Origin of the sequence: Paenibacillus aquistagni, from assembly GCF_900177815.1 — a bacterium.
Lineage (GTDB): Bacteria > Bacillota > Bacilli > Paenibacillales > Paenibacillaceae > Paenibacillus_B > Paenibacillus_B aquistagni.
On record NZ_FXAZ01000004.1, the window covers coordinates 1 to 12,057 of the forward strand.

Annotated in this window: 10 protein-coding genes, 8 tRNA genes and 1 rRNA gene; all 19 read left to right on the forward strand. The window is 47.0% G+C overall.

The genetic code is table 11. From position 1 onward, the window contains the following. Positions 1–94: ribosomal RNA gene (locus tag B9Y93_RS14030) — 23S ribosomal RNA — on the forward strand; the annotation flags it as partial. 114 nt (positions 95–208) lie between these two features. Beyond that, positions 209–297, forward strand: a tRNA-Ser gene (locus B9Y93_RS14035). A 29-nt stretch (positions 298–326) separates the two neighbouring features. Beyond that, a tRNA-Met gene (locus tag B9Y93_RS14040) sits at positions 327–403 on the forward strand. A 9-nt stretch (positions 404–412) separates the two neighbouring features. Beyond that, a tRNA-Val gene (locus B9Y93_RS14045) sits at positions 413–488 on the forward strand. A gap of 31 nt (positions 489–519) precedes the next feature. After that, positions 520–595, forward strand: a tRNA-Thr gene (locus tag B9Y93_RS14050). A gap of 12 nt (positions 596–607) precedes the next feature. Continuing rightward, a tRNA-Asp gene (locus tag B9Y93_RS14055) sits at positions 608–684 on the forward strand. Between the two features lie 28 nt (positions 685–712). Next, a tRNA-Phe gene (locus tag B9Y93_RS14060) sits at positions 713–788 on the forward strand. A gap of 9 nt (positions 789–797) precedes the next feature. After that, positions 798–883 (forward strand) — tRNA-Tyr (locus B9Y93_RS14065). Between the two features lie 5 nt (positions 884–888). Further along, a tRNA-Lys gene (locus tag B9Y93_RS14070) sits at positions 889–964 on the forward strand. A 165-nt stretch (positions 965–1,129) separates the two neighbouring features. Next, complete coding sequence (locus B9Y93_RS14075) at positions 1,130–2,254, forward strand: PucR family transcriptional regulator (RefSeq protein ID WP_085495169.1); 1,125 nt, start codon at positions 1,130–1,132, stop codon at positions 2,252–2,254. 109 nt (positions 2,255–2,363) lie between these two features. Next, positions 2,364–3,485: an ABC transporter ATP-binding protein gene (locus tag B9Y93_RS14080; protein WP_085495171.1), complete on the forward strand. Its 1,122-nt coding sequence runs from the start codon at positions 2,364–2,366 to the stop codon at positions 3,483–3,485. A 242-nt stretch (positions 3,486–3,727) separates the two neighbouring features. Continuing rightward, a complete protein-coding gene (gene hprK / locus B9Y93_RS14085; RefSeq protein WP_085495173.1) occupies positions 3,728–4,666 on the forward strand; it encodes an HPr(Ser) kinase/phosphatase in 939 nt (312 codons plus the stop codon). Positions 4,667–4,700: 34 nt separating this feature from the next. Continuing rightward, the gene (gene lgt / locus B9Y93_RS14090) at positions 4,701–5,867 is read left to right on the forward strand and encodes a prolipoprotein diacylglyceryl transferase (RefSeq protein WP_085495175.1); all 1,167 of its coding nucleotides are present in this window, start codon (positions 4,701–4,703) and stop codon (positions 5,865–5,867) included. A gap of 35 nt (positions 5,868–5,902) precedes the next feature. Beyond that, positions 5,903–6,565 carry a pyrophosphatase PpaX gene (gene ppaX / locus B9Y93_RS14095; protein WP_085495177.1) on the forward strand — a complete coding sequence of 221 codons (663 nt, stop codon included), beginning with the start codon at positions 5,903–5,905 and terminating at the stop codon, positions 6,563–6,565. Beyond that, positions 6,552–7,049: an acyltransferase gene (locus tag B9Y93_RS14100; RefSeq protein WP_085495180.1), complete on the forward strand. Its 498-nt coding sequence runs from the start codon at positions 6,552–6,554 to the stop codon at positions 7,047–7,049. Before ppaX ends, B9Y93_RS14100 begins: the two co-directional genes overlap by 14 nt. A gap of 166 nt (positions 7,050–7,215) precedes the next feature. After that, entirely contained in the window at positions 7,216–8,436 is a 1,221-nt protein-coding gene (locus tag B9Y93_RS14105; protein ID WP_085495182.1) for a polysaccharide deacetylase family protein, read from the forward strand. A gap of 120 nt (positions 8,437–8,556) precedes the next feature. Then, the gene (locus tag B9Y93_RS14110) at positions 8,557–9,744 is read left to right on the forward strand and encodes an acyltransferase (protein WP_244903411.1); all 1,188 of its coding nucleotides are present in this window, start codon (positions 8,557–8,559) and stop codon (positions 9,742–9,744) included. A gap of 354 nt (positions 9,745–10,098) precedes the next feature. After that, complete coding sequence (locus tag B9Y93_RS14115) at positions 10,099–11,319, forward strand: ATP phosphoribosyltransferase regulatory subunit (protein ID WP_085495184.1); 1,221 nt, start codon at positions 10,099–10,101, stop codon at positions 11,317–11,319. A gap of 67 nt (positions 11,320–11,386) precedes the next feature. Further along, positions 11,387–12,022 (forward strand): ATP phosphoribosyltransferase, encoded by a 636-nt coding sequence (gene hisG, locus B9Y93_RS14120; protein WP_085495185.1) that lies wholly within the window; start codon positions 11,387–11,389, stop codon positions 12,020–12,022. Positions 12,023–12,057: the final 35 nt, after the last annotated feature.

Below are 12,057 nucleotides of genomic sequence, written 5' to 3' on the forward strand. Positions count from 1 at the left end.
AGACCCCTTGAAGACGACGAGGTAGATAGGTTGGGGGTGGAAGCACAGCAATGTGTGGAGCTGACCAATACTAATCGGTCGAGGGCTTATCCTAATGAATTAAGATGACTTTACTTCCTTCACGATCAGTTTTCAGGGTGCAAGCCTTGAAAGAATAAGGAAACATTTCCGGTGGACAAGCTATATGCTTATCACAGCCTAACGACATGGAGAGATACCCAAGAGGCCGAAGGGGACGCTTTGCTAAAGCGTTAGGGTGTTACAGCCGCGAGGGTTCGAATCCCTCTCTCTCCGCCAGTGTTTTCTTAGAACATTTATTTTAGTATGGCGGCGTAGCTCAGCTGGCTAGAGCGTACGGTTCATACCCGTGAGGTCGGGGGTTCGATCCCCTCCGCCGCTACCAATCTTATATGGACGCTTAGCTCAGCTGGGAGAGCATCTGCCTTACAAGCAGAGGGTCGGCGGTTCGATCCCGTCAGCGTCCACCACTGATTTTTACAATCAGATGCAAATAAATATGCCGGTGTAGCTCAGTTGGTAGAGCGGCTGACTTGTAATCAGTAGGTCGAGGGTTCGACTCCTTTCGCCGGCACCATTTCCATAATGCGGAGCTGTGGTGTAGAGGCCTAACATGCCTGCCTGTCACGCAGGAGACCGCGGGTTCGAATCCCGTCAGCTCCGCCATTTTTTTTGCCTTTTTATAATCTAATATGGCTTGGTAGCTCAGTCGGTAGAGCAAAGGACTGAAAATCCTTGTGTCGGCGGTTCGATTCCGTCCCAAGCCACCATGTAAATGCGGAGGATTAGCGAAGTGGCCAAACGCAGCAGACTGTAAATCTGTTCCCGTCCGGGTTCGGTGGTTCGAATCCATCATCCTCCACCATTTGCGAGCCATTAGCTCAGTTGGTAGAGCACCTGACTTTTAATCAGGGTGTCGAAGGTTCGAGTCCTTCATGGCTCACCAGTTACGAATTCAGACAGCTTCAAGGGAAACCTTGGAGCTGTTTTTTGTTGTATCAATTGAGAATAGGAAGCTGGCAGCAGGCTATGTTACAATGTAAGGGACGAATTTATGTTTCACCAGAATAGAGGAATACTACCGTATGATACGTGAGATAGGATGATTAAGATGGAGAAGCAATTACTGCGGGAACAGATTGAACGCATCATTCAGGAGAAGCTGGAGACAACTACAATTCCGACTGATACGTGGAAGCAATGGCTTGCGGAGGCTAACGAACAAGAGGGAGAGAATCTCATCTCCAGACAAGGTTCACATGTTATTCTTCGTGAGGGCAGATGTTATTTGCTGTGGAGGCAGAACGCTTCCCAAGCAACGGTACTGTTCTGTAATGAGTCCGATCTAAGCGAACGAGACATTGAATGGCTGCGGATGCTCTTATGGATGGATTCACAGACTGTTAAAGGCGTGAGCCAATCCGTTACAGGTGACGAATATCAAGCGGCGTTGTTTGGACAATGGATTCTGGAAAGATTGCAGGCATCTGACATGCAAGCAGAGGTGCCGGACTCCTTTTCATGGAAGAACAAGCTGTTCAGCACGGTTATCCCTTTCTTATTAGTGACCGAGCAATCCCATCGTGAAGGGCCTAGCTATACACAGCTTTATAAGCTGCTCAAATCATATTTTGGCGGAGATCTAGTGGTTGTTCCGTTAACGGATAAGGAATGGTTTTTCCTTGTTCCAGAGCATTTGACATCGAATGCGGATGCTGATGAAGAAGAAGACAATAAAGAGACGATTGAGGAATATTTGACTTCTTATTGCCATGGTCTATTCGAATTGCTTGCACCTCAATGGATCGGGGAGAGCCATTTGTCTGTTGCTTATCCGACGGCTCCTATTCATGGCATTCCTGCTATTGTATCGCGACTAAGAGAAACGATATATCTCGGGAGAACCTTCCATATTCCAGAGAGCATTCATCTTCCATGGGAATTGCATCTAGAGCATCTGGTATACAGCATTCCTGATGAGGTGCGCAAGCAGTTTATGCAGCGTGTTGTTACAAAAAATGACAATTTTACAGATGTGGAGACCATGACGACGCTCCAGACCTTCTTCCAATACAATTGCAGTGTCAGTGAGACAGCGAAGCGGCTGTATATCCATCGCAACACGCTCTTATATCGTTTGGACAAGATCAAGCAGGAAACGGGGCTTGATGTTAGGACATTTTCTGATGCTGTGCTCGTGAAGTTGATCCTTCTATTGTACAAAGTGACGAAATAGGTAAGCGCTTTTTTGTAGAGTATGTGTATAGTCATTTGTACTAACTTTCGTTATCATTAGGATATATTAAAGGAAACGATTACAGAATGACTCTAAGGGGGAATTACTCATGGCAGGCGTACGCTTAGAACATGTTTACAAGAAATATCCAGGTTCCGACAAACCAACGGTTATCGACATCAACCTCGACATTCAAGATAAGGAGTTCCTTGTACTTGTAGGTCCTTCCGGTTGCGGTAAATCAACTACACTTCGTATGATCGCAGGTCTTGAAGAAATTTCAGAAGGTAACTTGTTTATCGGCGATCGTCTTGTGAATGACGTAGCTCCTAAAGATCGCGACATCGCGATGGTATTCCAATCCTACGCATTGTACCCACATATGAACGTATACCAAAACATGGCGTTTGGTTTGAAATTGCGTAAGTTCAAAAAAGAAGATATCGACAAGCGTGTAAAAGAAGCTGCGCGCATCTTGGATATCGAGCATTTGCTTGATCGTAAGCCTAAGGCATTGTCCGGTGGTCAACGTCAGCGTGTCGCGCTCGGTCGTGCGATCGTTCGTGAGCCTCAAGTATTCTTGATGGACGAACCGCTCTCCAACTTGGATGCTAAGCTTCGTGGACAAATGCGTGCTGAGATCACTAAGCTTGCTAAGCGTCTTCAAACAACAGTTATCTATGTAACGCATGACCAAATCGAAGCGATGACAATGGGTGATCGTATCGTTGTTATGAAAGACGGTATCATCCAGCAAGCAGCTGCTCCAGACGTATTGTATAACCATCCGCTTAACATGTTCGTTGCAGGATTCATCGGATCCCCTACAATGAACTTCATCAACGGTACTTTGAATGAAGCAAATGGTGAAATTCACTTCAAAGGAACGGGATTGGATGTTGTTGTACCTCAAGGTAAAGCTCAATCTTTGAGAGAAAAAGGCTACATTGGCAAAGAGGTTATCCTCGGCGTACGTACAGAGGACATTCATGAAGAGCCAGTATTCTTGGAAGCTTCCCCTAACAGTGTGTTCACTGCAACAATCGAAGTTACAGAGAACATGGGTCATGAAATGTTCCTATACTTGAATGGCATTGGCAATGAAAGCATCATCGCTCGTGTTGATGGCCGTTCCACTGCTAAAGAAGGCCAAAACATTAAGCTTGCTATCGACATGAACAAAGTTCATGTATTCGATAAAGAGAGCGAATTGAACGTATTTGAAAACTAATCCTTGATAATTAAAGCCCAGTAGCTCATACTGGGCTTTTTTGCTGTTTATGCATCAATATAGAGGTCGTTTATACAGCTAGATTGATGCGATAGGCCACTGTGGGACGAGCTTGAGAAAATGGGCACACATTGATTTCAAGCCCGATTTCCGATACGATGGTAACAATAAGATCACACATCAGAACACTTATCAATACGCGCATTGATGTTGTTGTACATATGAGATGAGGAGTGAAGACCATGGTCAAGAAGGTGAAGGTGTCCGAACTGGTCGCACAGTTCAATTTGGAAGTGCTTGCTGGTGAAGAAGGCACAAAAAACGCCATTACCGTAGATGATGTACACCGTCCAGGCTTGGAGATGGCCGGTTATTTTGATTACCATCCGACAGAGCGCATTCAGATGCTGGGCAAGACGGAGATTGCTTTTTTGGATACCTTATCCGAAGAGACTCGCAAGGATCGGCTGAATCATTTTGCTTCAACTGAGCTGCCATGCGTCATTATTACCCGGGGACTGGATATTCCATCTGGATTAATTGAGATATGCAATGAACGTCATATTCCGCTTCTGAGATCCTCTGCTGCTTCTACGATTCTAGTCAGCCGCATTACAGGCTTCTTGGAGCGCAAGCTTGCTCCAACAGCAACCATTCATGGGGTACTGGTGGATATATACGGCGTTGGCATGCTGATTACAGGCGGCAGCGGAATCGGTAAGAGTGAAACAGCGCTCGAACTGGTAAAGCGAGGCCATCGTCTCGTAGCGGATGACGCCGTTGAAATTCGCCAAACCTCTGACAATCATTTGCATGGATCCGCTCCTGAATTGATCCGTCACTTGCTGGAAATTAGAGGTATAGGTATTATTAATGTAATGACCTTGTTTGGCGCTGGCGCGATTCGAAACAATAAGCGGATTAGTCTTGTCATTCGACTGGAGAACTGGCAGCAAGATAAGCAATATGACCGACTCGGCTTGGATGAGGAAGTGACTCGCATCATTGATACCGATGTGCCGCTTGTCACGGTTCCTGTTCGTCCAGGACGAAACTTAGCCGTTATTATTGAAGTCGCTGCAATGAACTTCCGCCTGAAGCGCATGGGCTACAATGCAGCTCTTCAGTTCACGAACAAGCTGACAGAGCAAATTAACGAGGATTCAGAGGATTTTGATTAAGGTTTTGGAGTTGAGAAATAAAGGAGACGTGTAAATGGCTACAATGCTGCTTAACCCCATTGCTTTTCAATTGGGGCCGATCAGTGTATATTGGTATGGTATTATTCTAGGAACGGCTGCATTAGTCGGTTTGCTGCTTGCGATACGTGAAGGTAAGCGCTTTGGACTTTCTCCCGATTTCTTTATGGATATTCTGCTAATTGGACTGCCTTCGGCGCTAATTGGAGCAAGGGCGTACTATGTCATATTCCAGTGGGATCAGTATAAAGGCGATCCGCTAAAGATATTCGCGATATGGGAGGGCGGTATTGCCATATACGGTGCGCTCATCGGTGCTTTTATCGGTGCTTGGCTATATCTGCGCAAAAAAGGCTACAGCTTTATTCGTATCGCCGATATATGTGCTCCGGGCTTGTTAATTGGACAAGCGATCGGCAGATGGGGCAACTTTGTAAATCAAGAAGCTTATGGTGGCCCTGTGGAGGAAAGCTTCCTTCGCAACACGCTGCACTTGCCAGACTTTATCGTGAATCAGATGAATGTGCAAGGCGTGTTCCATCATCCGACGTTCTTATATGAATCCGTTTGGAACTTCGCTGGCGTGCTCCTTCTCTTCGGAATTCGTAGAATAAAAAATGTTCGACAAGGGGAATTGCTGCTCAGCTATCTCATTTGGTACTCCATAGGACGATTCTTTATTGAAGGGCTTCGCACAGACAGCTTGGCTTATAAGGGCTCTGCATGGATACAATCCATAGTGGATGCGCTATGGTCACCGATGACGTTTGTATTCGAGCCAGGGTATCTTGATCCTGCTTACGGAAATGTTCGTATATCACAGCTGCTTGCCGTTATTATTGTTATTGTGGGCATTATTCTTATTGTGGTTCGTCGACTTCGAAGTGGCGATCGTGCAGTCCGCTATAGCGATCCGATTGTATCGACAAAGCAGACTGCGGTTAACCTAGTAGAGGCTAATCAAGGAACAGAAGCAGCATCTGCTGGCTCTACTTCTGTGACAGAGAGTGAAGAAGTGCATGAAGCGGATCGTTTGCGGAAGCAGAATCATGCTGATGTGCCGTCACCTTTGGACGAACAGCCTAAGGTTGATGAACAGGCTTCGACGACACCCGAGCTAGGGGAAGCTCAGGCGGATAACAACGATTCAGTCCTTCATCCTGAGAACAAGGATAAGTCATAAGATAAAGACAGCACGGTTAAAGGAGTCGTATTGAAATGATTCGAACGGTACTATTTGATTTGGATGGCACAATCATGGACACGAATGAACTGATCATCGAGACATTTCAGCATGTGCTTCGGGATATTGTGCCTCAGCCGTTCACACGCGAGCATATTATTCCGACGATGGGCATGACGCTGGAGGAACAGCTTCGAGGCTTCTCCAAGCGTGAAGACATCGAGGATCTTGTACAAGCATACCGAGATTACAATTGGAAGCGGCATGATGATCTCATCTCGCCATTCCCTCATGTACAAGAGGTTATCCAGCGGCTTGTAGAAGCGAATATTCAAGTTGGAATTGTGACAACCAAGATTCGCTTAACGACTGAGCGTGCGCTTCGCATGTTTGATCTCTTCGATAAGATGGGCGCTGTGATCACCTTTGATGATATTACAAATGCCAAGCCCCATCCAGAGCCTGTCCTAAGGGCCGTGGAGATGCTTGGTGCAGATCCACAAGCGACGCTTATGGTAGGAGACAGTCCAGCAGATATTCAATCTGCGAATGCAGCTGGAGTGATCTCTTGCGGTGTTGCGTGGTCACTAAAAGGTGAGGCATTGCTAAAAGACTACGGTGCGAAGCATGTACTGCATGATATGCGTGATCTTTATGCGCTAGTTGGATTGGAGCGTCGTGAAGGTGAGACAACTTGAGCGTTATCCTGTTGAAGGCCCCAATGGCTTATGGCAGATCTATCGAACCGTAAGCCCTTGGAAAGGGGTCAAAAACTTTATATTTATCCAGTTGGCACGCTACTGTCCATACCTCCCACTGAAGAATTGGATCTATCGCAAGATTCTGCATATGAAAGTAGGAGAGCATACTGCGTTTGGACTTATGGTGATGGTGGATGTCTTCTTTCCAGAACGCATTCAGATTGGAGACAATTCCATCATCGGCTATAATACGACGATCTTGGCGCATGAATACTTGATCAAGGAATACCGTCTAGGACAAGTCGTCATTGGCAGCAATGTCATGATCGGTGCCAACTGCACTGTTCTTCCTGGCGTGACGATTGGGGATGGCGCAGTCGTTGCTGCTGGCTCTGTCGTTCACAAGGATGTGCTCCCCGGGCAGATGGTTGGGGGCAATCCTCTGCGTATTATTCGAGAGGCTCCAGTGAGTGGCGAGTAAGTGAGAGCAAGCGTTGGATTTAAGTTCATACAAGCAAGCGTCTGACGGAAGTCAGGCGTTTTTTGCATAAAGCGAGGATAGGGAGGGACGATAAATTTGAATGACAACATTGGTCGATTATGTTAATTTCTATATAGATCTATTTCATAAAAAGAGGGCATAACACATGAAAAGGCGTTCGATCATACTCGTCCTCCTCATGCTGCTAGCATTCACAACTATGGACTCCACATCAGATGCACGAGGATCTCAGTATACCGTGGCTTGGGACAAGCAGGCTTGGCGCGACAGCAAGGCGTTTATACGCAATGGGGAATGGTATATTCCTGCATCAGCCTTAGAGCAAGCCTATCAGCTTAGAGCCAGTACGACTACTGAAGGAACACTTGCTTGGCATTCCACACCGAAGACTCCTTCTTACTTTCGCTATTATCCTAACTACTATCAGCACAAAGTCGTTACCTTAATGTATCACAATGTCGAGAAGCAGCCGACAGACGTATCTTTTATATCACCTGCTCAGCTAGAAGAGCAGATTACAGAGCTTCGCAAGCATGGGTTTCGTTTCATAAATATGAATGAATATATTCGTTATTTGCATGGGCAGCAGCAAGTTCCGGATAATGCCGTGCTTCTTACGTTCGATGATGGCTACGAAACGTTCTATACAGAGGTGTACCCGCTGCTGAAGAAGCATCATCTTACTGCCACGAATTTCGTCATTGTCTCATCGATCGATGATCGTGGGCAGCCTGGGCGGGCCAAGCTCAGCTGGGAACAGATGAGAGCGATGATGAAGGATGGATTCAGCTTCTACAGCCATACCTTCCAATCCCATGCATACGCTTCCATTAATAGCCGAGGCACGCAAAAGCCTATGCTTACTCGCAAGCTGTATGACAAGCGTACAGGCAAGGTTGAGACAAGATCCGAATATAAGGAGCGGGTTAAGCAGGATCTTTGGAAGGCGGAGCAGCGTCTGCAGGCTGAGCTCAACAATAAGCACCGAATCGTAGCTTTTCCGTACGGCGCCTTTAACTCAGATGTATTAGACATTTGCAAATCACTCGGCATCGATATCACCTTTACCGTCAAACCCGGCATTAATGATCAGTCAACATGGAACGGCTATCGGATCAATGCAGGCAATCAAAATATTCAGACAAAGGATCTCCTTGCCAAACTGAAGCATATAGACGAGGAGCAGCCTAAGAAGCTGTCACCATACAAGATGAATTGGGATTCTCTTGAGCTTGAATTGGATCAGCCCGTCATGCGTAGAAACGGGGAATGGTATGTTCCGCTTCGAGAAATTGAAAAGAACTTCAAAGTCACAGCGAACATCGACAACAGCTTGCAGCAGATTATGCTGTTTCCCGGGAAATAATGATGGCTCTCGACATTTTTAATCGCTGACAGGAATTCGGCCTAAAGGCAGCATCAGCGCTATGCTGCAGCTATGTTCCTTGCTCCATATACATTTCTACATAGAAAGGAATGTCGCTTAGTGGGAAAACCGATGATCACAGCACTTCCCATCATTCGAGCATTAGCGATCTTAGGGGTTATCATGGTTCATGCTACGTCCTTCAGCTCTATTGAAATGACAGAGTCGCCTGCTTTTTATGGATACACGTGGTTTAATATTTTCTTCAAGTATGGCACACCAACGTTTATTCTACTCAGCAGCCTTGTGCTGTTCTATCAATATGGCGGACAAAGCTCCTTGCCTGCTAGCCGATTGAAGCGATTCTATACGAACCGGTTGAAATATATTTTGCTGCCTTATGCCATCTGTTCATTTTGCTATTTCTTCATGGTGCAGATCACAGCTAACCGAGATCGCCCATGGGATGAAGCGTTTCGAAGCTTCGGCAGGGAAATCCTTACGGGCAGCGCTTATACGCACCTCTACTTTGTATTCATTAGCCTGCAGTTCTATATTCTGTTCCCTCTGCTGCTTCGATTATGCCGCAGTCCGAAGATACAGCCTTGGATGATTCCGATCGGCTTTATTCTGCAGTGGGGATTTGTTATCTGGAATAATATCGAATGGCATATCGTCGAGAAGGGGAGCATTGCGCTGTCTTACATGAGCGTGTATGCAATCGGGGCCTTCTTCGGACTTCGCTATCATCAGATTGAGCCTTGGCTGAATTCTTGGCGTAATAAGGAGCTGTATCGGGAGTATCCTATATATCGCGTGTGGAACATCATCTTGTGGATGAGTTGGTTAGCAGCTGCGCTTCTTCATGTTCACTTATGGTATGTCACCCGATCAACAGGATATGCGTATCCTTCGCTAGCCTATGAGGCTCTATGGAATATACATACCGTGCTGTCAGCGTTGGTGCTGATGCAGATTGCTTATTGGATTCAGCGTTCATCCCATGAGGCGATCATTCATAAGCTAAGCCGCCTAGGGGAGCTGTCCTTTGGCATATATTTGCTTCATCCTGTCTGGCTTGCGCTCCACCGGCAGATCCCTTGGCACAACCAGAATGAATGGCTGTATGCGCTATACATACTTGTAGGCTACGCCTTAGCGCTTGGATTGTCGTGGCTTCTGGTTTCCATTGCGTTTCGGAAGATATCGTGGTCATGGATTGCTCTGGGCGCGCCTCCGAGAGAGAACAAGGCGGAGCATAATCGCCCATCCATGCAGAAGGACAAGTCCGTGACGCTTGCGCCGTAATCAAGTCCTCAAGTCCAGCGGTTGCTTTTGCCTTACGCATATCGGTTAACTGATCTGCAAGACAGAAGCAGAACCCTAATAAGTTATGGTTAGCCCTTCTATCGAACGAAAGGGAGATGGAAGGGCTATTTATGCATCTGTAAGTGAGCATTCCCGCCATAAGCATGCTGTGTATTTGTGGAAGAGGTTGCTGGCTGCAGGGAATGAATACGGATGAGAAGGAGGAAGAAAAAGGTTTGACGAATAAATGGAAAGCATGATAAGATAGCTGATAATTTCTTTGGTTTGTTAATTAGTTAAATTGGTAGCACATTAATATATTAAAGTATTAAATGCAAAGTTGGGGTGGATGCAATGACGAAGCCGAAGATGTTCGAAAAGCCTTCAGGCGTAAGAGATTATTTGCCTGATGCGGTTACGAAGCTTAAATATATTGAGCGCCAATCCTTGAATTGCATGTCTCAATGGGGATATGAGCAGATTGTAACGCCTTCCATGGAATTTTACGATACGGTCGGGATGGCTAGCGCAACGCTTGATCATAAGCTGTTCAAGCTGCTTAATCAACGAGGAACGGCAATGGTGCTTCGTTCGGACATGACAGCTCCTATTGCGCGAGTCGCTTCTTCCTTAATGCAGGAGGCAGAGCTGCCGATTCGCTTGTCCTATCATGCGAATGTCTTTCGCTCGATGGAGGAGGACAGCGGCCGTGAGGCGGAATTCTATCAGACCGGTGCAGAGCTGATTGGCGATGCTTCACCTGAAGCAGATGCCGAAGTGATCGCCTTGTCTATATCCTGTCTCCAAGCAGCTGGAGTGAAGCAGTTCAAGGTGGCGATCGGCCATCATGGCTTCTTGCATGGATTGCTCGAACAATATTTGCCCGACCAGGATGAGGTGCAGCATCAGCTAAAGCAGTATCTGGTTCAGCGTGATGTGGTAGGCTACCGAGAGCTAGTTCAGGAGCTCGCCATTGATGAGGTGAAGAAAGGTCAATTGAACCAAATCCTTCGCCTTCGCGGCGGCATCCCGGTGATAGCAGAAGCGCGACACATGGCACAGGAGGAGAGTGTAAGAGCATCGCTGCAGCATCTTGAGCTGCTGTGGGAGGTGCTGGATGCCTATGGGGTAGCAGAGATGTGCATGCTTGATCTTTCTATGGTCGGGGATTTCTCTTACTACACCGGCACGATATTCGAAGGCTATGCTGCCGATCAAGGCTCTCCTGTCATGAGCGGAGGAAGGTATGATAATCTGCTGACTCAATTCGGACGCCCAGCGCCGGCGACAGGCTTCGCGCTTAAGACCACTCGATTAATGGATGCTTTGAGGCTGAACGAGGCTCATCAGGCAAGCTTGCCTGTTCTTATTCAATACGATGAGTGGCGGCGGGCTGAGGCATTTCAGGAAGCTGCACGCTTGAGGGCTCAGGGAGAACGTGTCATTACAAGAAGAGTGAATGAAGAAGAGCAGCTCGAAGAGGTTGAGCGCAGGCAGGATCAGCAATTGTTCTGGCGAGGCAATCGCTATCAGGAGATATTGACCTTCGTTCGCTTTTTGAAGGAGCATGTGTAGAATCTATCTTTCACTGAAAAATATATTCCAAATTAAGCTCTTATCTCATTATAGAAAGGTGATCACAATGCAGGATTGGCTAAAGGTGGCTATGCCCAAAGGCCGTATCTATAAGCAGGCTGCTTCCTTAATGCGCGAAGCTGGGTATTCCATCTTAGAGGACGAAGATGAATCCCGCAAGCTGTTGATTGAGCTTCCCGAAGCGCGCATGCAATTCATTATGGCAAAGCCAGTGGATGTGCCGACCTATGTGGAATACGGTGTTGCGGATATCGGCATTGTAGGCAAGGATGTGCTGATGGAGGAGAATCGCGATGTCTATGAGCTTCTCGATCTCGGGATCGCTCGCTGCCGAATGTCCGTTATCGCACTGCCGGATTGGGAGCCTGGCACGTATCCTAGAGTGGCCACCAAATACCCGAATGTAGCCTCGCAGTACTTCAGAGAGCGTGGACAGCAAGTGGAGGTTATTAAGCTTAATGGCTCGATTGAGCTGGCGCCGATGATCGGACTTGCCGATCGTATTGTCGATATGGTGGAGACGGGCACGACGCTTCGGGAGAATGGCTTGATCGAACAAGAGGTGATCTTCAATATTACGAGCCGCTTAATTGCGAACCGTGTCAGCTATCGATTGAAGAATGACGCGATTCAGAAGCTGTGCGATCGGCTGCAGTCACAAATTCAGTTAACGAGATCATAGCAGGCTGCAGAGTGCGGCCGTCAACTTTTAAATAT